The 19,141-nt window shown below is 67.8% G+C and carries 15 protein-coding genes; 10 read left to right on the forward strand and 5 right to left on the reverse strand.

Annotated features, from left to right (window positions below; all coding sequences use genetic code 11):
• Positions 1-369: 369 nt before the first annotated feature.
• Both LJF27_RS07190 and LJF27_RS07195 read right to left on the reverse strand, forming a co-directional pair.
• Positions 370-3,078 (reverse strand): cation-transporting P-type ATPase, encoded by a 2,709-nt coding sequence (locus LJF27_RS07190; RefSeq protein WP_003116553.1) that lies wholly within the window; start codon positions 3,076-3,078, stop codon positions 370-372.
• Positions 3,079-3,243: 165 nt separating this feature from the next.
• Positions 3,244-3,675 carry an acetyltransferase gene (locus LJF27_RS07195; protein ID WP_003082981.1) on the reverse strand — a complete coding sequence of 144 codons (432 nt, stop codon included), beginning with the start codon at positions 3,673-3,675 and terminating at the stop codon, positions 3,244-3,246.
• 259 nt (positions 3,676-3,934) lie between these two features.
• On the opposite strand from LJF27_RS07195, the gene LJF27_RS07200 reads away from it, so the two are divergent.
• Positions 3,935-5,524 (forward strand): hypothetical protein, encoded by a 1,590-nt coding sequence (locus tag LJF27_RS07200; protein WP_023116659.1) that lies wholly within the window; start codon positions 3,935-3,937, stop codon positions 5,522-5,524.
• Here the strand turns inward: LJF27_RS07200 and LJF27_RS07205 are convergent.
• Positions 5,490-7,106 (reverse strand): ATP-binding cassette domain-containing protein, encoded by a 1,617-nt coding sequence (locus tag LJF27_RS07205; RefSeq protein ID WP_003082975.1) that lies wholly within the window; start codon positions 7,104-7,106, stop codon positions 5,490-5,492. The two genes, LJF27_RS07200 and LJF27_RS07205, sit on opposite strands and share 35 nt — an antisense overlap.
• Before the next feature lie 196 nt (positions 7,107-7,302).
• Here LJF27_RS07205 and LJF27_RS07210 point away from each other — a divergent pair, with 196 nt between their 5' ends.
• A complete protein-coding gene (locus LJF27_RS07210) occupies positions 7,303-7,638 on the forward strand; it encodes a hypothetical protein (RefSeq protein ID WP_003100463.1) in 336 nt (111 codons plus the stop codon).
• Here the strand turns inward: LJF27_RS07210 and LJF27_RS07215 are convergent.
• Positions 7,596-8,207, reverse strand: coding sequence for a tRNA-uridine aminocarboxypropyltransferase (locus LJF27_RS07215; RefSeq protein WP_003082973.1), 612 nt, complete (start codon positions 8,205-8,207; stop codon positions 7,596-7,598). The two genes, LJF27_RS07210 and LJF27_RS07215, sit on opposite strands and share 43 nt — an antisense overlap.
• 295 nt (positions 8,208-8,502) lie before the next feature.
• Between LJF27_RS07215 and bdlA the strand changes: the two genes are divergently transcribed.
• Positions 8,503-9,756 carry a biofilm dispersion protein BdlA gene (gene bdlA / locus LJF27_RS07220; protein WP_003082971.1) on the forward strand — a complete coding sequence of 418 codons (1,254 nt, stop codon included), beginning with the start codon at positions 8,503-8,505 and terminating at the stop codon, positions 9,754-9,756.
• A gap of 3 nt (positions 9,757-9,759) precedes the next feature.
• Here the strand turns inward: bdlA and LJF27_RS07225 are convergent, their stop codons facing one another.
• Positions 9,760-10,653, reverse strand: a complete 894-nt coding sequence (locus LJF27_RS07225) for a LysR family transcriptional regulator (protein WP_003082969.1) — start codon at positions 10,651-10,653, stop codon at positions 9,760-9,762.
• 206 nt (positions 10,654-10,859) lie between these two features.
• On the opposite strand from LJF27_RS07225, the gene speB reads away from it, so the two are divergent.
• The 7 genes from speB to LJF27_RS07260 all read left to right on the forward strand — a co-directional run bounded on the left by speB (position 10,860) and on the right by LJF27_RS07260 (position 19,114).
• The gene (gene speB, locus LJF27_RS07230) at positions 10,860-11,819 is read left to right on the forward strand and encodes an agmatinase (RefSeq protein ID WP_003082966.1); all 960 of its coding nucleotides are present in this window, start codon (positions 10,860-10,862) and stop codon (positions 11,817-11,819) included.
• A 14-nt stretch (positions 11,820-11,833) separates the two neighbouring features.
• The gene (locus tag LJF27_RS07235; protein WP_003082963.1) at positions 11,834-12,253 is read left to right on the forward strand and encodes a YybH family protein; all 420 of its coding nucleotides are present in this window, start codon (positions 11,834-11,836) and stop codon (positions 12,251-12,253) included.
• 18 nt (positions 12,254-12,271) lie between these two features.
• A complete protein-coding gene (locus tag LJF27_RS07240; protein ID WP_003082961.1) occupies positions 12,272-13,783 on the forward strand; it encodes a purine-cytosine permease family protein in 1,512 nt (503 codons plus the stop codon).
• A 93-nt stretch (positions 13,784-13,876) separates the two neighbouring features.
• Positions 13,877-15,268 carry a sodium:solute symporter gene (locus LJF27_RS07245; protein ID WP_003100479.1) on the forward strand — a complete coding sequence of 464 codons (1,392 nt, stop codon included), beginning with the start codon at positions 13,877-13,879 and terminating at the stop codon, positions 15,266-15,268.
• 75 nt (positions 15,269-15,343) lie between these two features.
• Entirely contained in the window at positions 15,344-16,945 is a 1,602-nt protein-coding gene (locus tag LJF27_RS07250) for a 5-guanidino-2-oxopentanoate decarboxylase (protein ID WP_023116661.1), read from the forward strand.
• 13 nt (positions 16,946-16,958) lie between these two features.
• A complete protein-coding gene (locus LJF27_RS07255; protein WP_009876151.1) occupies positions 16,959-18,341 on the forward strand; it encodes an FAD-binding oxidoreductase in 1,383 nt (460 codons plus the stop codon).
• 44 nt (positions 18,342-18,385) lie between these two features.
• The gene (locus LJF27_RS07260; RefSeq protein WP_003118669.1) at positions 18,386-19,114 is read left to right on the forward strand and encodes an MBL fold metallo-hydrolase; all 729 of its coding nucleotides are present in this window, start codon (positions 18,386-18,388) and stop codon (positions 19,112-19,114) included.
• Positions 19,115-19,141 lie beyond the last annotated feature (27 nt).

Here is a 19,141-nt window from a genome sequence, read left to right on the forward strand (position 1 = left end):
CCGAGAATCCCGGCTTCCTGCCGAGGCGCATGCGCCCGTGCCCGACGACCCCTGAAGATGTCCAGTCAGCCCACTCTATAGAGTTGGCGTTGTGCCGGAAAGGCACATTTCAGTCCCACTTAACAATAGACCGCAGCGTTTGATGCACCTAGTACGATACCCGTCCTAGAGGGTAAGCAAACGTTTAAATGTGATCTAGATCACATTTTATGCGAACTGAATACCCAGTCACACCTGGTCCCCGGGTTCACTGTCGGCCCATCGCCACGCGTGCGACCGCTCTCGGCCGGGCGATCCGAGGCGCAGACGTCTGTGCGCGGCGCACGCGCAAAGGCACAGCGCCACGGCCAAGGGGGCGACCTCTCGGCGTCAGGCCTGCCGGGCACGGACCCGGCGACATAGCCACTTTTCCAGTTCGGCGACGCAGAACAGGCCGAGCCCGGCCAGCAGCACCCGCGCCCACTCGCCCGGGGCCAGGCCGACCGAGCCGAACAGCGCCTGCAACGGCGGCGCGTAGGTATAGAGCAGTTGCAGCACCACGCAGGCGGCGATCGCCAGCAAGACCTGGCGGTTGCCGAACAGGCCCTCGCGGCTGAGCACCGAATCGTAGATATGCCGGCTGTTGAGCAGGTAGAACATCTCGCACACCACCACGCTGTTCACCGCCATGGTCCGCGCGCTCTCCAGCCCGGTGCCATGCTCCAGCTCCCAGAGGAACAGGCCCAGGGCGCCCGCCATCATCAGCAGCGAGACCAGCAGCACCCGCCAGACGAAGAACAGCGACAACAGGGGCTCCGCCGGCGGACGCGGCGGACGCTGCATCAGGCCGCGCTCGGCCGGATCGAAGGCCAGCGCCAGGCCCAGGGTGCTGGAGGTGACCATGTTGATCCAGAGGATCTGCGCCGGCGTCATCGGCAGGGTCAACTGGAACAGGATCGCGGCGATCACGATCAGCGCCTCGCCACCGTTGGTCGGCAGCATGAAGAGGATGAATTTCTTCAGGTTGTCGTAGACCGCCCTTCCCTCGCGCACGGCATTGGCGATGGTGGCGAAATTGTCGTCGGCGAGGACCACCTCGGCCGCCTCCTTGGCCGCCTCGGTGCCCTTGTTGCCCATCGCTACGCCGACGTCGGCGCGCTTCAGCGCCGGCGCATCGTTGACCCCGTCGCCGGTCATCGCCACCACCTCGCCGCTGGCCTGCAGGGCCTGCACCAGGCGCAGCTTGTGCTCAGGGCTGGCGCGGGCGAACACATCGACGCCCGGCAGCACTTCGCGCAGGCGCTGGTCGTCGAGCAACTCGATCTCCGCGCCGGTCAGCGCCGGCCGGTCGATGCCGATCCCGAGCATGGCGCCGATCGCCCGTGCGGTGTCGACGTGGTCGCCGGTGATCATCTTCACCGCGATACCCGCCGCCTGGCATTCGGCGACCGCGGCCACGGCTTCCTCGCGCGGAGGGTCGATGATGCCCACCAGGGCCAGCAGGGTGAAGCCATGTTCCACGTCGGCGAAATCCAGCGTGCGCTGCTCCGCCGGCATCGCCCGTCGGGCGATGGCCAGCAGGCGCAGGCCGCGAGCGGCGGTGTCGGTGGCCAGGCGCCGCCAGTAGTCCGGGTCCAGCGGCCGCACCGAGTCGCCCACCCGTTCAGCCTCGCACATGTCGAGGATGCGCTCCGGCGCGCCCTTCAGGTAGACCATCGCCTGGCCTGCGTGGTCGTGGTGCAGGGTGGCCATGAAGCGATGCTCGGACTCGAACGGAATCGCATCGCTGCGTGGCCGTTCCGCCGCCAGCGCCTGCGGATCGAGGCCCAGCTTGAGGCCGAGGCTGAGCAGCGCGCCTTCGGTGGGGTCGCCCTCCAGTTGCCATGCCTCGCCCTCCTGGTGCAGGCGCGCCTCGTTGCACAACAGCGCCGCGCGACCGATCTCCTGCAGATCGTCGCGTCCGGCGGGATCGAGGCCTTCGCCGTTGTGGCTGAAACCACCCAGGGGGGCGTAACCGGCGCCGCTGACCTCGATTACCTGGTCGGCGGTGACGATACGCTGCACGGTCATCTCGTTGCGGGTCAGGGTGCCGGTCTTGTCCGAGCAGATCACCGTCACCGAACCCAGCGTCTCCACCGCCGGCAGGCGGCTGACGATGGCGTTGCGCCGGGCCATGCGCTGTACGCCGAGGGCGAGGATCACCGTCATGATCGCCGGCAGTCCCTCGGGAATCGCCGAGGCGGTCAGCGCCACCACCAGCATGAACATGTCCACCATCGGCTGGCCCTGCCAGAGGGTGCCGAGGACGAAAGTGGCGCCGGCCAGCAGCAGGATCGCCAGGGCCAGCCAGCGACTGAAGCTGGCGATCTGTCGCAGCAGCGGAGTGGCCAAGGTGCGGACTTCGCGCAACAGCGTACCGATCCGGCCCAGTTCGGTATCCCCGGCGGTGGCGACCACCACTCCGCGCGCCTGGCCGCTGGTCACCAGGGTGCCGGAATAGGCCATGCAACGGCGGTCGCCGAGCAGCGCGTCGATGGCCACCGCGACGCAGCCCTTCTCCACCGGCACCGACTCGCCGGTCAGGGCCGACTCGTCGACATGGAAGTTCTTCGTTTCGAACAGCCGCAGGTCGGCCGGCACCCGGTCGCCGGAGGCCAGCAGCACCACGTCGCCCGGTACCAGGCGTTCGGCGTCCAGCGCCTGGCGCTGGCCGTCGCGCAGGACCAGGGCATGCAGCGAAAGCATGTCGCGGATGGCGTCCAGCGCGTTGGCCGCCTTGCCCTCCTGGACGAAACCGATCAGCGCGTTGACCACCACCGCCAGGAGGATTACCGCACTGTCCACCCAGAAGCCGAGCAGCGCGGTGACCAGCGAGGCGAACAGCATCATGTACAGCAGGACGTTGTGGAACTGCCGCAGCAAGCGCAGCAGCGGCCCCTGGCGTTTCGGCGCGGGCAATCGGTTGTAGCCGTGCGCCGCCAGGCGGCGGGCGGCTTCGTCCGCGTCCAGGCCGGCGGCGGAGCTGTGCAATCGTTCCAGCACCCGTTGCGGCGGGCTGGCATGGGCGTCGCGGGAAGACAGGGGTGGGATGCCGTTCATGGGATTCCTGCGCCTCGTTCTGATGAACAGAACTATCGGGCAGGCCTGCGCCGCAACGTTTGACCTGTCTCAAACGGATGCTTGCAGTTGAAAGCATCTGGCCGGGGAAAACTTTTCCGGATGTTGCGCGGCACCTCGCTCCACAGGGCGAGGTGCCGCGTCCTCCTACAGGCTCATGTGCAGCAGCGGGAACGGCCGCCCCGCCGAGTCGGTCGCGGAGCGGCCGGTCTGGCGGAACCCATAGTGTCGATAGAAGCCGCAGGCCTGCGGGTTCTGCTCGTTGACATCGACGCTCAGGCGCGGCCAGGTCGCCCGCGCATGATCGAGCAGGCGTCGGCCGATACCCCGGCCGCGCAGCCCGGGTTCGACGAAGAGCATCTCGACATGCGCCTGGTTCAGGCCGATGAAGCCCTGGGCCACGCCGTCGTCGTCGACCAGCACCCAGACCTCGACGGCCGGCAGGTACAGGTCGCGGACCTGTGGGTAAAGCTCGACGATGTCCGCTTCACTGAGAAAGTCGTGGGTCGCGCGGACGGAACGTTCCCACAGGTCGACCAATGCCGTGTTGTCGGCGTCGACGCGCTTGCGAATGTGCATGCTGGATTCCTTTATCCGAAAGATTCCAGGTAGAACGAAAGGCAGCCGCGACCGCCAGGCCGGGCGCCACGCTGAGGTTCGTCGCCTGGATGCCCGTGGCGCGAATCAACGCATGGACGGTGCACAGCGGCGGCGACGAGGGAGGAAGGGAGCGCCATCCTAGAAGAAAACGACCGGTCGGAACAGCCGCTCTTCCCATGCTTTTCCCGAAACGACGAATGAACGACACTGCGCCCGACTCTTTTTCCCGGTATCGCCCATGCCCAACTCCCCGCTTCCTTCCGGCCGCAGGCTGCCCGCTTGCGCCTTCGCCGACATCGGCGAGCCCTACGCCGTGTTCCAGGCTCCCGGCGGCGCGCTCCTTGCGGTGGCCAGCGCCTTTCATGGGCAACACCCGGGCCGACAGCTCGACGTCTACGAACAGAGCCTGCGCCTGTACCGCGGCGGCGACCTCGAATGCATCGCCGTCCTGCCGGACCTGGGCTTTCCGCTCAACGCCATCGCCTGGCACCCGAGCCGGCCCGTACTGGTGATCGGCGGCGGACGCTACGACGGCGGCGCCTTCTTCGAAGGCGGTCTGCTGGCCTGGGACTACGCGAGCGGCAAGATCCAATCGCTGCTCGCCGACAACCGCGAAGTGCTCGCCTGCGACTTCGAGGACGACGGCCGGCGCCTGGCCTTCACCGTCGCCCCCAGCGACGACCTGGAGGACCGACCGTTGTTCCGCCAGCGCCATTCGCTAGCCTTTCCGGTCGACGCCCCACTGGTGCTGGACGACCTGCCCGGCACCCGCCTGCCCTTCGACTGGGCCCTCTACCCTGCCTCGACACAACGCGAAGCAGCGCTGCCGATCCTGGAAAACCTCGCCCTGGGCAAAGATCGGCGGTTCCTGCATCGTCCACCGGTGTGGGACCTGTGCTTTCTCGACGGACAACGCCTGGCCATCGCCCGCGCCAGCCCCCGGCTCGAGCTCTGGAATCTGGCCGACGACAGCTTGCGCAGCTTCGAACTGGCCGAACGGGGCCAGTGCCTGCAGGTCTTCCATAACGCCACGGACGACAGCCTGCTGGTCAATCTGCAACTCGGGTATGCCACCCAGCGACTGTTCAAGGTGCCGCTGACACCGGGACAACCGCTGCTCCTGAGCGACTGCCGCCATCTGCTGGCGCAATCCGCCCAAGGCGGTTTTCTCGCCCGCCAGATCGCCCTCGAGGGCAAAGACCTGGAAGACCTCGTGCTCGACCCGGCCGGCCGGATCATCCACAGGCGCCGTCTCGGACACTACGACCTGTTCAACCATCATCTGCGCATCGACCGTGGCGAAGCCTTCTTCTACCTGGCCGGCAATCCGCCGGAGCAGCACCAGGACAAGGGCCTGTTCCGCCTCGACCCGCAGACCTTCAAGACCTGCGAAGTGCTACGCCTGGAGCGCCACCCGGAGCACTTCAACAACCTGCACGGCTGCCTGCTGGGCAATCGCCTGCTGCTCAACGCCAAGGTCTACAACTCGCCGCATCACGCCTACGGTACCCAGCGCCTGACCTGCTACGACCTGGAGAGCCGCGGCACGCTCTGGGGCGCGACCCTGTCCGCCCAGGTCAGCGCCTTCGCGCCGTTGCCCGGCGGACAATGGATCGCACTGGCGCTGGTCGATGGTCAGGTCGAGGTACGCGACCTCGCCAGCGGCGAATGTCGCTGGCGCTACCGCACGGCAGACGCCATACCGCTGTGCCTGGCAGTCAGCGACAAACTCCTCGCCATCGGTTTCAGCCACGGCGGAGTCAGCCTCCTGCAGGTCGCGGCGGATGGCCAGCTCATCGGTCCTCCAGGCGCCAACCCGCGGCAGTAGCCCGCAGTTCGCCGTCCAGCGCCAGGTGGCGGAGAAACACCGGGTCGTGGGACACCACCAGCAAGGCCCCACGGTACTGCCCGAGCATGCTTTCCAGGGCCTGCCGCGCAGCCAGGTCGAGGTGGTTGTCCGGTTCGTCGAGCAGTAGCAGCTGCGCCGGCCGGTCGGCGTAGAGCACCAGGGCCAGGGCCGCCTTCAGGCGTTCGCCGCCGCTCAGCGTCGCGCACGGCTGGGCGAGCCGTTCAGCCGGCAAGCCGAGTTGCGCCAGGCGCGTGCGCAGCCAGCTTTCGCCGCGACTGCGATTGACCTCCAGCAACTGCTCCAGCACGCCTCGCCCGTGGTCCAGCACGCTCAGCCGCTGGTCGAGATAGGCGGCGCCCACCGTCACCGCGCAGGTTCCCGCCAGCGGCGCCCGTTGCCCGGCCAGAAGCCGCAGCAGGGTCGACTTGCCGCTGCCGTTCGGGCCGACCAGCGCCAGCCGTCGCGGACCGCTCAGGAGCAGGTCGATTTCGCGCAACGGCCCGCGCAGATGCGGCAGGACCGCGCCCTTCAACTCGACGATCCGGCGCTGTGCCGCCAGTTCGGCATCGGGCGAATCGAGCAGCAGCGGCGACGCCTCCTCGACCTCCCGGGCAGCCTCGCGCACCTCGCGGTCGAGACGCTCGCGCTCCGCCTGGTGGGCGTTGCGCAGCTTGCCGGCGCTGACCTCGCTACGTTCCCTGAACCCACCGAGCAGGATCTTCGCCTGGTTCGCCGTCTTGCCTTCGCGCCGGCCGCTGGCCTGGCGCCGCTCCTGGCGCTGCTGCTGTTCGCGCATGGCCAGGGTCTGCCGCTTGCGCTCCAGACGACGCTGGTCCAGGCGACGTTCGGCGGCCTCGCGCGCCTCCTCCCGGCTCTGCGCGTAGAAGGAATAGCCGCCGCCATAGCTGCGCAGGCCGAGGGTCGACAGCTCGACGATCCGCTGCATACCCTCCAGCAGTTCGCGGTCATGGCTGACCAGCAGCAGGCCGCCGTCCCATGCCGCCAGGCGCGCCCGCAGCAAAGCGCGTGCCGGCCCGTCGAGAGGGTTGCTCGGTTCGTCGAGGATGAGAAAGTCGGCGTCGTCGAGGAATGCGCCGAGCAGCGCCACGCGCATGCATTCGCCGCCGCTCAGGCGTTCGCTCGGGGTGTCCGCGCGGAGATGGCCGAGCCCCTCGGCGGCCAGGGCGTCGGCCAGGCGTTGGCGGATGTCCCAGCGCTCGCCCAGGCATTCGTAGTCGGCGGTGTCGAGGCTACCCGCCTCGATCCGCGCCAGCGCCTCCAGCCATGGGCGGACGCCGGCCAGATCGGCGACGGTCGGGTAGTCGGCCGGTTCGAGCTGCTGCGCCAGGTAGCGCACGCGCCCCTGGCGCCGGACGCTGCCGCTGGACGGCTGCAAGTGTCCGGCGAGCAGGCGCGCGAGCAGCGACTTGCCGACGCCGTTGCGTCCCACCAGCCCGGTGTGCCGGGTGTCGAAGGTTTCGTCGAGATCGGAAAACAGAAGGCTGCCGTCCGGCAGCTGGAAAGAGACGCCATCGAGCGTCAGGGTCGACGTATTCGTCATGGATACCCCCTTGATGCCATGCATTCCCCCGGGCCCTCGGGCCAGGGACGGAAAACCGGCCGTGCAGACACGGCAGCATCAATTGCGCATCGGACGAACACCTCGTACGGAAGGAAAGACCGCGGCAGTCTACTCCGCCCATGCGGCCCTGCCAATCGGGCATACTTTTCATTTCCGACAGACACGACCGACCGACATGGCCAGACCGCGCATCTCCGAACTCTTCGAACAGGAACCCTCGCGCTGGGGCGGCCGTGGCGACCCCTACCTCTGGCAGGAAATGGCCGGGCAACTGGCGGACGCGTCCTGGCCGGCTTCCGCAGCGGCCCTGGAACACCTGCTCGGCGAGACCTTCGAGCGCCTCAGCGGCCATCCGCTGGAATACGATGCCTTGATCTACCTCGCGCGCCACGCCCACGGCGGCATGTCCAGCGGCATGGTCAGCCCGGAGTTCTGGCGCGAAACGGCAATCCCGGAACTGCTCGACCGCTATCGGCGGCGGCGCTCCTGGCTGAGATGGTTGCGCCGATAGGTGTCCTCGCCCATCGCCGCGATCTGCCCCTCGATCAGGGCATCGAAGGGTTTCAGCAAGGCTTCGTGGGTACGCGGCGCCTCCAGTTCATCGAGCGCCGCAGCGATTGCTTCGATGGTCGACAGCGCGCCCTCTCCCGGCGCCTTGCGCAGGCGATAACGCGACGCCATGCCTTCGGCCAGGCTCACCCGCGGCAGGGCCGCCAGGGCCGGGTTCAGGTGCAGCAGCTTGCGCGCCTTGCGCCAGGTGCCGTCCGGCACCACCAGCAGGAGGGGCTCGCCGGCGGCCTCGGCGGCCATCTCTGCCAGCGCACGCGCCTGCTCGCCGGGAAACAGCAGGCAGGCCCGGTAGCCCGGTACCCGCCAGGTCTCCTCGGCGAAACGCTCGCCAACCCGCAGCTCCGCATTGCACAAGCCGAGGACGGCCAATCCTGCGGTATTCAACGCGTGCCCGACCTCGCTGGGGTGCTGCAGGACCAGCACCCGCGTACGCGACGGCAAGGAGGGAATCAGCGCGCAGAGGCAATGGCTGGCGGGGCGAGCGCAACGCTCGCAGCGGATACGTGGCATGGGACGACTCCTGGAAGGGGCCCAGTGTGCCACAGGCGGAGGGGCTTCCTCTCACTCGCAAAAACGTCATATTTCCGACGAATGGCGGTAATTTGTTTCACCCATTAAGAATAACGACGAATTTTTGTCGTTCGATGAAAAAATACAATCGTCCCACCCTCTCAACTCCCGCCCATCGGCGCCGAAGACAGGGATGAGCCCCTCTCTCAATCCAAGGATTTTTCTCATGTTCACTCGCAAGTACCGACAGATGAACGCCGACTTGCAACAGCAACTCGCCGCCGAGCGCCTGCACATGGCGGCCCTGGACCGCTCCATGGCGCGCGTGGAGTTCGATCCGGACGGCAATATCACCGATGCCAATGAGAATTTCCTGACCCTGCTGGGCTACCGCCGCGACGAGATCCTCGGCAAACCGCATCGCCAGCTTTGCGACGGCGCCTACGCGCAATCGGAAGACTACCGGCGCTTCTGGGAACGCCTGCGGCGCGGCGAACACTTTTCCGGCCGCTGCAAGCGCATTACCCGCGAGGGCCGGCCACTCTGGCTGGAAGCCACCTACAATCCCGTACGCGACGGGCAGGGTCGACTGCTCAAGGTGGTCAAGTACGCCAGCGACATCGATGCCATCGTCCACCAGGAACACGAGATGCAGAGCAAGCTGGATGCCCTGTCCCGCTCGATGGCGATGATCGAGTTCGACCTCGACGGCAATGTCCTCGCGGCCAACGACAACTTCCTCGCCACCATGGGCTATGGCCGAGCCGAGCTGGCCAGCGCCAACCACCGTCAGTTCTGCGAACCGGGCTACCGCGACGGCCCGCAGTACGCCGACCTCTGGCGCCGCCTGAACCGCGGCGAGTACGTCACCGGGCAGTTCCGCCGGGTCCACCGCAACGGCCAGCCGGTCTGGCTGGAAGCCAGCTACAACCCGGTCTACGACGCCGACGGCAAGCTCTACAAGGTGGTCAAGTTCGCCAGCGATGTCAGCGACCGCATGCGCCGCTACCAGGCCGAGGCGGACAACGCCCACCAGGCCCATACCCTGTCCACCGAGACCCGCACGGTCGCCGAACACGGCGCGCTGATCATCCAGAGCGCGGTGGAGGAAATGCTCAAGATCGCGAATACCCTGGATGCTTCCTCGCTGAACATCGGCGAACTGTCACAGCACTCGCAACAGATCACCTCGATCGTCAACACCATCCGCGAGATCGCCGAGCAGACCAACCTGCTCGCCCTCAATGCCGCCATCGAGGCCGCCCGCGCCGGCGACCAGGGTCGCGGCTTCGCCGTGGTGGCCGACGAGGTGCGGCAACTGGCGGAACGCACCAGCAAGTCGACCAAGGAGATCGCCGACATGATCGGTCGCATCCAGACCGGCACCCGCAGCGTCATCGACGACATGCAGCACAGCCAGGAACAGGCGCGGCGCGGCGTGGAGCTGGCCAACGAGGCCGGCGCGGCGATCCTCGGCATCCGCGAGAGCACGCACAAGGTGGTAGAAGCGGTGCAGCAATTCTCGCGCACCCTCAACGCCGATCTCTAGGGCTCAGGCCAGGCTCATCTGCGTCCGCAACTGGTCGCGGAAGGCCTGGATCAGCGGCTCGCGCGAGCGGCCGCGACGGAGGATCAGGGAGAATGGCGCCTGGTAGCCGAAGGTCGCCGGCAGCAGGGCGCGCAGGCGCCCCTGCTCGACCCACGGGTGGGCGTAGTGCTCCGGCAGGTAACCGATGTAGCCGCCGGAAAGGATCAGGATCAGTTGCGCCTCCATGCTCTCCACCGTTCCCGCGCTGTGCTTGAATCCGTGCCGGGCCAGCTCGGCCTGGCTCCAGTAGCCGCGGCCGACCATGCGTTGCTGGGTGATCAGATCGGCGGGAATTCTCCGCCCGTCGAACAGCGGATGCCGGTCGCTGCAGTACAGCCAGTGCTGTTCGCGGTACAGCGGCTGGTAGACCAGTCCGTTCATGCGACTGGAAAAGGCGCCGATAGCCAGGTCCTGGCGGTTCTCCAGCACGCTCAGTTGCAGTTCGTAGGGGCTCTGCACCAGCAGGTGCAGGTGAACCGCCGGGTGTTCGCGGCTGAAGGCGCCGATCACCTCGGCCAGCGGCAGCGCCGGGTCGCTCACCGTGGAATCGAGCACGCCGAGGTTCAGGGTGCCGCGCAGCTCGCCTTTCAACGCCAGAGCGTAGCGTTCGAAGCCTTCCAGTTCGCCGAGGATGCGCAAGGTTTCCTGGTGGAACAGCTCGCCCTTGCTGGTCAGGCTGAAGCCACCGCGGCCACGGTGGCAGAGCACGATGCCGAGCTGGTTCTCCAGTTGGCTCATGTAGGTGCTGATCGCCGAGGTCGACAGGTTCAACTCCTGCTGGGCGGCGGCGAAGCCCTGGTGGCGCACCACCGCGGCGAAGATGCGCAACAGGCGCAGGTCGGGCAAGGCGTTGGACACGGCGACTCCGGTTTGCGGGCGAGGATTTCGGACAGCAGGCCGAGGCAAAGGCCGCCGTCCGGGCTCGGCGGCGAAGTCTAGCCGCTTCGCCGTTAGTTTAGAAATCTCTGAACTGATTATTTGTAGCCAGCGATTTGACTCGCTACCGGCTGTGAAGAGAATCCGTCCGACCCCTAAAACAACCACAACGACCGTGAGGCCACCCCGTGGACAAGAATCTCCACCAGCCCCTGGGCGGCAATGAAATGCCCCGCTTCGGCGGCATCGCCACCATGATGCGCCTGCCCCATGTCCAGTCCCCCGCCGAACTCGACGCCCTCGATGCCGCCTTCGTCGGCGTGCCCCTCGACATCGGCACCTCCCTGCGCTCCGGTACCCGCTTCGGCCCCCGCGAGATCCGCGCCGAATCGGTGATGATCCGTCCCTACAACATGGCCACCGGCGCCGCCCCCTTCGACTCGCTGAACGTGGCGGACATCGGCGACGTCGCGATCAACACCTTCAACCTGCTGGAAGCCGTGCGCATCATCGAGCAGGAATACGACCGCATCCTCGGTCACGGCATCCTCCCGCTGACCCTCGGCGGCGACCACACCATCACCCTGCCGATCCTCCGCGCGATCAAGAAGAAGCACGGCAAGGTCGGCCTGGTCCACGTCGACGCCCACGCCGACGTCAACGACCACATGTTCGGCGAGAAGATCGCCCACGGCACCACCTTCCGCCGCGCGGTGGAAGAAGACCTGCTGGATTGCGACCGTGTTGTGCAGATCGGCCTGCGCGCCCAGGGCTACACCGCCGAGGACTTCAACTGGAGCCGCAAGCAGGGCTTCCGCGTGGTGCAGGCCGAGGAGTGCTGGCACAAGTCGCTGGAGCCGCTGATGGCCGAGGTCCGCGAGAAGGTCGGCGGCGGCCCCGTCTACCTGAGCTTCGACATCGACGGCATCGACCCGGCCTGGGCGCCCGGCACCGGCACCCCGGAAATCGGCGGCCTGACCACCATCCAGGCGATGGAAATCATCCGCGGCTGCCAGGGCCTGGACCTGATCGGCTGCGACCTGGTCGAAGTCTCGCCGCCCTACGACACCACCGGCAACACTTCGTTGCTGGGCGCCAACCTGCTCTATGAAATGCTCTGCGTCCTCCCGGGCGTGGTGCGTCGCTGAGCCGTAGCGCGACCATGACCGACAACCGCGTCGAACAGGTGCTGGAGGCCGCCCGCCGACTGGTGGCGGCCTTCGCCCGCAACGATGCCGAGGCCTATTTCGCCGCCTTCAGCGAGGACGCCAGCTTCATCTTCCACAACTGGCCTCAGCCGCTGCGCTCGCGCGCGGCCTACCGCAAGTTGTGGGAGCGCTGGCGACGCGAGGACGGCTTCGAAGTGCTGGCGTGCGAATCCAGCAATACCTGCGTCAGCCTGCAAGGCGACCTGGCGATCTTCAGCCACGATGTCGCCACCCGGCTGCGCCTCCAGGGAACGGAAAGCCTGAACCGGGAACGGGAAACCATCCTGTTCCGCCTAGAACAACAAGAAGGCCGTTGGCTGGCCTGCCATGAGCACTTGTCGGCGATGCCGGAGTACCTGCCATCGACTAGCTAGCTCTCCCGGGAGAACGTCATGGATAACAACAATAACCAACACGCAATCACACGCATCGAAACCTTCGGGGTCGAACAGATTCCCGACCACGAACGCAACGCCACGCCGGTCGATCTGTTCCGCATGATCTTCGGCGGCGCCAATACCTTCGCCACCGCCGTGCTCGGCAGCTTTCCGGTGCTCTTCGGGCTGTCCTTCCAGGCCGGGCTGTGGGCGATCCTGCTGGGCGTCACGCTGGGCGCGCTGATCCTCGCCCCGATGGGCCTGTTCGGCCCGCTCAACGGCACCAACAACGCGGTCTCCTCCGGCGCGCACTTCGGCGTGCACGGGCGCATCGTCGGCTCCTTCCTCTCGCTGCTGACCGCCATCGCCTTCTTCTCGCTCTCGGTGTGGAGTTCCGGCGATGCCCTGGTCGGCGGCGCCCGGCGCCTGGTCGGCCTGGAAGAGAGCGAACTGAACCTGGGCCTGGCCTACGGCCTGTTCGCCGTGCTGGTGCTGACCGTATGCATCTACGGCTTCCGCTTCATGCTGCTGGTCAACAGGATCGCCGTGTGGGCCGCCAGCCTGCTGTTCCTGCTCGGCCTGTTCGCCTTCGCCGGCCCCTTCGACGCCGCCTACGCCGGCAGCGTGCAACTCGGCCAGCCGGGCTTCTGGGCCGCCTTCATCGGCGCCACCCTGCTGGCCATGAGTAACCCGATCTCCTTCGGCGCCTTCCTGGGCGACTGGGCCCGCTACATCCCGCGCCAGACCTCGCAGGCACGGATCATGCTGGCGGTGATCGGCGCGCAGCTGGCGACCCTGGTTCCCTTCCTGTTCGGCCTCGCCACCGCGACCATCGTCGCCGTCCGCGCGCCGGACTACATCGCTGCCAACAACTACGTCGGCGGCCTGCTGGCCATCGCTCCCGGCTGGTTCTTCCTGCCGGTATGCCTGATCGCGGTGATCGGCGGCATGTCCACCGGCACCACTTCGCTGTACGGCACCGGGCTGGACATGTCCAGCGTGTTCCCGCGCCTGCTCTCGCGGGTGCAGGCCACGGTGCTGATCGGGGTCGCCTCGATCGGCTTCATCTTCGTCGGCCGCTTCGCCTTCAACCTGGTGCAGAGCGTCTCTACCTTCGCCGTGCTGATCGTCACCTGCACCACCCCGTGGATGGTGATCATGCTGATCGGCCTGCTGACCCGTCGCGGCTTCTACCGCCCGGACGACCTGCAGGTGTTCACCCGCGGCCAGCGCGGCGGCGCCTACTGGTTCGAGCACGGCTGGAACTGGCGCGGAATGGGTGCCTGGATTCCCAGCGCGGCAGCCGGCCTGGCCTTCGTCAACCTGCCGGGGCAATTCGTCGGTCCGCTCGGCGAACTGGCCGGCGGCATCGACCTCAGCCTGCCGGTCGCCCTCGGCCTGGCCTCCCTGCTCTACCTGGCACTGCTGCGCCTGTTCCCGGAACCGCCTTGCGTCTATGGCCCGCGAGGACCGCGCTGGGTGCGCGCGCACGGCACGCGGAGGGCACCGGCGATAGCCACCGCCTGAGGTGGGGGACACACACGGCGGGACGCCAGCGTCCCGCGCTTCCGGCGCCTCGCCGGATACAACAATGACAATGAGAAACTTGGGAGACCTGATATGGCCCTCGACATATTCGTCGTTCTGATCTACGCCGCGGGCATGATCGCGCTGGGCTGGTACGGCATGCGCCGCGCCAAGACCCGCGACGACTACCTGGTGGCCGGCCGCAACCTCGGCCCCGGCTTCTACCTGGGAACCATGGCCGCCACCGTCCTCGGCGGCGCCTCCACCATCGGCACCGTGCGCCTGGGCTACGTCCATGGCATCTCCGGCTTCTGGCTGTGCGGCGCGATCGGCCTCGGCATCGTCGGCCTCAGCCTGTTCCTGGCCAAGCCGCTGCTGAAGCTGAAGATCTACACCGTCACCCAGGTCCTGGAGCGTCGCTACAACCCCGCCGCGCGCCACGCCAGCGCCCTGATCATGCTGGTCTACGCACTGATGATCGGCGCCACCTCGACCATCGCCATCGGCACCGTCATGCAGGTCCTGTTCGGCCTGCCGTTCTGGGTCTCGATCCTGATCGGCGGCGGCGTCGTGGTGCTCTACTCCACCATCGGCGGCATGTGGTCGCTGACCCTGACCGACATCGTGCAGTTCCTGATCATGACCGTCGGCCTGGTGTTCCTGCTGATGCCGCTGTCGATCAACGACGCCGGCGGCTGGGACGCCCTGGTAGCCAAGCTGCCGGCCAGCTACTTCGACTTCACCGCGATCGGCTGGGACACCATCGTCACCTACTTCCTGATCTACTTCTTCGGCATCTTCATCGGCCAGGACATCTGGCAGCGGGTGTTCACCGCCCGCAGCGAGACCGTGGCCAAGGTCGCCGGCTCCGCCGCCGGTATCTACTGCGTGCTCTACGGCATGGCCGGGGCGCTGATCGGGATGGCCGCCAAGGTCCTGCTGCCGGACCTGGAGAACGTCAACAACGCCTTCGCCAGTGTGGTCGAGCACAGCCTGCCGAACGGCATCCGCGGCCTGGTCATCGCCGCCGCCCTGGCGGCGCTGATGTCCACCGCCAGCGCCGGCCTGCTGGCGGCGTCCACCACCGTCACCCAGGACCTGCTGCCGCGCCTGCGCCGCGGCCGCGGCCAGTCCGACAACGGCGACGTGCACGAGAACCGCATCGCGACCCTGCTGCTGGGCCTGGTAGTGCTCGGCATCGCCCTGGTGGTCAGCGACGTGATCAGCGCCCTGACCGTGGCCTACAACCTGCTGGTAGGCGGCATGCTGATCCCGCTGATCGGCGCGATCTACTGGAAGCGCGCCACCACCGCCGGCGCCATCACCAGCATGACCCTGGGCTTCCTTACCGTGCTGGTGTTCATGATCAAGGACGGCCTCGACGCCAATACGCCGATCTACTACAGCCTGGCGGTCGGCCTGCTCAGCTTCGTCCTGGTCAGCCTGTTCTCGCGGCGCCCGACGGGTGTCGCCAGCGCCGCCTGAACCAGGCACAACCCCGACAGGCGAGGGACTTTCCCTCGCCTTTTCCATTCCCGAGAACATGAAAAAGGAACGGCCATGACCACCTGCGGCGAATTCCTCGTCAAGCAACTCGAAGCCTGGGGCGTCGAGACCGTCTTCGGCATCCCCGGCGTGCATACCGTAGAGCTCTATCGCGGCCTGCCCGGCAGCCGTATCCGCCATGTCACCCCGCGCCACGAGCAGGGCGCCGGCTTCATGGCGGACGGCTACGCACGGGTCACCGGCAAGCCCGGCGTGTGCTTCATCATCACCGGCCCGGGGATGACCAACATCCTCACCGCCATGGCCCAGGCCTACGCCGACTCGATTCCGATGCTAGTGATCTCCAGCGTCAACGAACGCGCGCGCCTGGCCCACGGCAACGGCTACCTGCACGAGCTGCCGAACCAGTGCAACCTGGTAGGCAACGTCTGCGCCTTCAGCCATACCCTGATGAGCGCCGAGGAGCTGCCGGCGGTGCTCGCCCGCGCCTTCGCCGTGTTCGACAGCGAGCGGCCGCGGCCGGTGCACATCGAGCTGCCGCTCGACGTCATCACCGCGCCCGCCGAACACCTGGCCCTGCGCCCACGCACCGTCACCAGCCGCCCGGCGCCGGCCCTCGCGCCCTTGCGCGAGGCCGCGGCGCGCCTGCGCAACGCGAAGAAGCCACTGCTGCTGCTCGGCGGCGGCTGCGTCGAGGCCGCCGCCGAAGCGCGTGCCCTGGCCGCCGCGCTGGACGCGCCGACCGCCCTGACGATCAACGCCAAGGGCCTGCTACCGGCCGACCACCCGCTGCTGCTGGGCAGCAACCAGTCCTGCGTGCCGGTACGCGAGCTGGCCACCGAGGCCGACGTGGTGCTGGCCATCGGCACCGAGCTGGGCGAAACCGACTACGACGTGGTGTTCGACGGCGGCTTCGCCCTCGATGGCGAGTTGATCCGCATCGACATCGACCCGCAGCAACTGATGCGCAACTACACGCCGAGCCTGGCCATCCACAGCGACGCCCGGCTGGCCATGCGCGTGCTGCTGGCCGAACTGCCGGGCGGCGAGGCCTCGCCGGACAGCCCCGGGGCCCGGCGCGCCGCCGCCGTGCGCCAGCGCCTGGCCGAAGACTTCGCCGGCTGGTCGCACTATCGCCAGCTGTTCGCCGCGATCCTGGCCGAGTGGCCGGACGCCCGCTTCGTCGGCGATTCGACCCAGACCGTCTACAGCGGCAACCACCTGGTCGATCTCGACGAGCCGCGCCGCTGGTTCAACGCCTCCACCGGCTACGGCACCCTCGGCTATGGCCTGCCCGCCGCCATCGGCGCCAAGCTCGGTGAGCCGGGACGCCCGGTGGTCAGCCTGATGGGCGATGGCGGCCTGCAGTTCACCCTGCCGGAACTGGCCAGCGCGGTGGAAGCCAAGGTCGGCATCGTCGTGCTGCTGTGGAACAACCACGGCTATGGCGAGATCAAGCGCTACATGGAGCGGCGCGAGATCACTCCGCTCGGGGTCGATATCTACACCCCGGACTTCCTCGCCATCGCCCGCGGCTTCGGCTGCGCCGCCGAACGCGCGCGCGATCTCGAGCACCTGCGCGAACTGCTGCGCGGCGCCCCGGCGGACCGTCCGCTGATCGTCGAGGTGCTGCAAGCCGCGCCCTTCCATCCCTGACCCGGAGCCCGCCATGGACGATTCCGAACTCTACCGCTCCCTCTGCGAGATCCTCGGCGCCCGTGGCGTGCGCGACAGTGCCGCGCTCGCCGGGCAGGACCCCGGCTACCATCCGCAGAACCTCGCCGGAAGCTTCCTGGTCCTGCCGGAAAGCACCGACCAGGTCGCCGCCGTGGTGCGTCTGTGCCGCCAGGCGGGACGCGCCCTGGTACCCCAGGGCGGACTCACCGGCCTGGTCGGCGGCGGCGCCGCACAAGCCGGCGACGTGCTGCTCTCGCTGCGCAGGCTGAACCGCATACACCGGCTGGATGCGGCCAGCCAGACCCTCGACCTCGACGCCGGCGTCACCCTCGAACAGGCCCAGGCGCTGGCCGCCGAGGCCGGACTCGACCCCGGCATCGATCTCGCCGCGCGCGGCAGCGCCAGCGTCGGCGGGCTGGTCGCGACCAACGCCGGCGGCATCCGCGCCTTCCGCTTCGGCACCATGCGCCAGCGCGTGCTCGGCCTGGAAGCGGTACTCGCCGACGGCAGCGTCTACAGCGACCTGCGCGGGCTGCTGAAGAACACCACCGGCTACGACCTCAAGCAGTTGTTCATCGGCGCCGAAGGCACCCTCGGCATCGTCACCCGTGCGGTACTGCGCCTGGAGCCGTTGCAGCGTCCCGGCGCCACCGCCCTGCTAGGCCTGCCCGACGTCGACGCGGCGATCACCATCGCCGCGCGCCTGCGCCGCGAGCACGCCGAACGCCTGTTCGCCTGCGAGATCCTCTGGCACGACTACCTGCAATGCACCGCCGCACCCATGGGCGACAGCGCGCCGAGCCTGGCGCCCTGCCCTCTCTACCTGCTGGTGGAACTGGCCGAGGACCGCCACCTGGATGCCGGCGAGGCGCTCACCGCCCTGCTGGAAGACTGCTTCGAGGACGGGCTGGTGGAAGACGCCCTGCTCGCCGCCAACGAAACCCAGCGCCTGGCCATCTGGCGCCTGCGCGAAGACTCCGACGCGGCCATCCACGCCGGCGTCGACAGCCTGTCCTTCGACGTATCGCTGCCGGTGCCGGCCCTGGCCGGCTACGTCGAGCGCATCCGGCGGCGCCTGGACGACCTGGTGAAGGGCATGCAGGTCTTCCTCTTCGGCCATTTCCTCGACGGCAACCTGCACGTCATGCTCGCCGCCGACGTCCCGCTGCTGCCGCTGCACCAGGCAGTGGAGGAAATCCTCTACGGCGAGTTGGGCGAATGCGCTGGCGTGATCTCCGCCGAGCACGGCATCGGCCTGGAGAAGAAGGAAGCCCTGGGACGCTACGCCGATCCGCTGAAGCTCGCGCTGATGGCGCAGATCAAGGAACTGCTCGACCCCAACGGACTGTTCAACCCGGGCAAGGTCATACCCTGAACGCCTATCCTTCTGGGATAGCCTTTCCACCGACAGAGACCGCGATGAGAATCGTCAGCCGCGACCGCTGGTTCGAAACCCGGCACTTCTACAACGGTATCAGCCTGATCCACGAGCCCTACGTGCGCCCCTTCTATCGCTGCAACATGTGGCATGTCCAGGGCCGCGAGCGCGACGTGCTGGTGGACAGCGGCTCCGGTCTGGTCAGCCTGCGCGAGCAACTGCCCTGGCTCACCGAACGACCGCTGCTGGCGGTGGCCAGCCACACCCACTTCGACCATATCGCCGGCCACCACGAATTCGCCGAGCGCCTGGCGCATCCGGCCGAGGCGGAGATCCTCGCCGCGCCGGACGGCGACAACACCCTGGCGCGCGCCTATGTCGGCGACGAGATGTTCGAGGCGCATCCGGAGTGCCCGCTGTGCTACGCCGAATACCGGGTGCGAGCAGCGCCGGCGACCCGACTGATCGACGAAGGCGACGTGCTCGATCTCGGCGACCGCGTGCTGCAGGTGCTGCACACGCCCGGGCACTCGCCGGGCGGCATCAGCCTGTGGGAAGCGGCAACACAGACGCTGTTTTCCGGCGACATCGTCTACGACGGTCCGCTGGTCGAGGACGCCTATCATTCCAACCTCGACGACTATGCCTCCAGCCTCGCGCGCCTGCGCGAGCTACCGGTGCGCACCGTGCATGGCGGGCATTTCGCGAGCTTTTCCGGGGAGCGTTTGAGGGAAATGATCGTCGCCTGGTTCAGGAACCACGATCGATAGACCAAAACCGGGACTCTGGCCAGCGCC

Origin of the sequence: Pseudomonas sp. 203-8, from assembly GCF_020708595.1 — a bacterium.
Taxonomy (GTDB): Bacteria; Pseudomonadota; Gammaproteobacteria; order Pseudomonadales; family Pseudomonadaceae; genus Pseudomonas; species Pseudomonas aeruginosa.

What these genes read in the sequence shown, in the direction of transcription:
- LJF27_RS07190 (WP_003116553.1), bottom strand. Translation starts at nt 3,078, where the DNA reads ATGAACGGCATCCCACCCCTGTCTTCCCGCGACGCCCATGCCAGCCCG.
- LJF27_RS07195 (WP_003082981.1), bottom strand. Translation starts at nt 3,675, where the DNA reads ATGCACATTCGCAAGCGCGTCGACGCCGACAACACGGCATTGGTCGAC.
- LJF27_RS07200 (WP_023116659.1), top strand. Translation starts at nt 3,935, where the DNA reads ATGCCCAACTCCCCGCTTCCTTCCGGCCGCAGGCTGCCCGCTTGCGCC.
- LJF27_RS07205 (WP_003082975.1), bottom strand. Translation starts at nt 7,106, where the DNA reads ATGACGAATACGTCGACCCTGACGCTCGATGGCGTCTCTTTCCAGCTG.
- LJF27_RS07210 (WP_003100463.1), top strand. Translation starts at nt 7,303, where the DNA reads ATGGCCAGACCGCGCATCTCCGAACTCTTCGAACAGGAACCCTCGCGC.
- LJF27_RS07215 (WP_003082973.1), bottom strand. Translation starts at nt 8,207, where the DNA reads ATGCCACGTATCCGCTGCGAGCGTTGCGCTCGCCCCGCCAGCCATTGC.
- bdlA (WP_003082971.1), top strand. Translation starts at nt 8,503, where the DNA reads ATGGCGGCCCTGGACCGCTCCATGGCGCGCGTGGAGTTCGATCCGGAC.
- LJF27_RS07235 (WP_003082963.1), top strand. Translation starts at nt 11,834, where the DNA reads ATGACCGACAACCGCGTCGAACAGGTGCTGGAGGCCGCCCGCCGACTG.
- LJF27_RS07240 (WP_003082961.1), top strand. Translation starts at nt 12,272, where the DNA reads ATGGATAACAACAATAACCAACACGCAATCACACGCATCGAAACCTTC.
- LJF27_RS07245 (WP_003100479.1), top strand. Translation starts at nt 13,877, where the DNA reads ATGGCCCTCGACATATTCGTCGTTCTGATCTACGCCGCGGGCATGATC.
- LJF27_RS07250 (WP_023116661.1), top strand. Translation starts at nt 15,344, where the DNA reads ATGACCACCTGCGGCGAATTCCTCGTCAAGCAACTCGAAGCCTGGGGC.
- LJF27_RS07255 (WP_009876151.1), top strand. Translation starts at nt 16,959, where the DNA reads ATGGACGATTCCGAACTCTACCGCTCCCTCTGCGAGATCCTCGGCGCC.
- LJF27_RS07260 (WP_003118669.1), top strand. Translation starts at nt 18,386, where the DNA reads ATGAGAATCGTCAGCCGCGACCGCTGGTTCGAAACCCGGCACTTCTAC.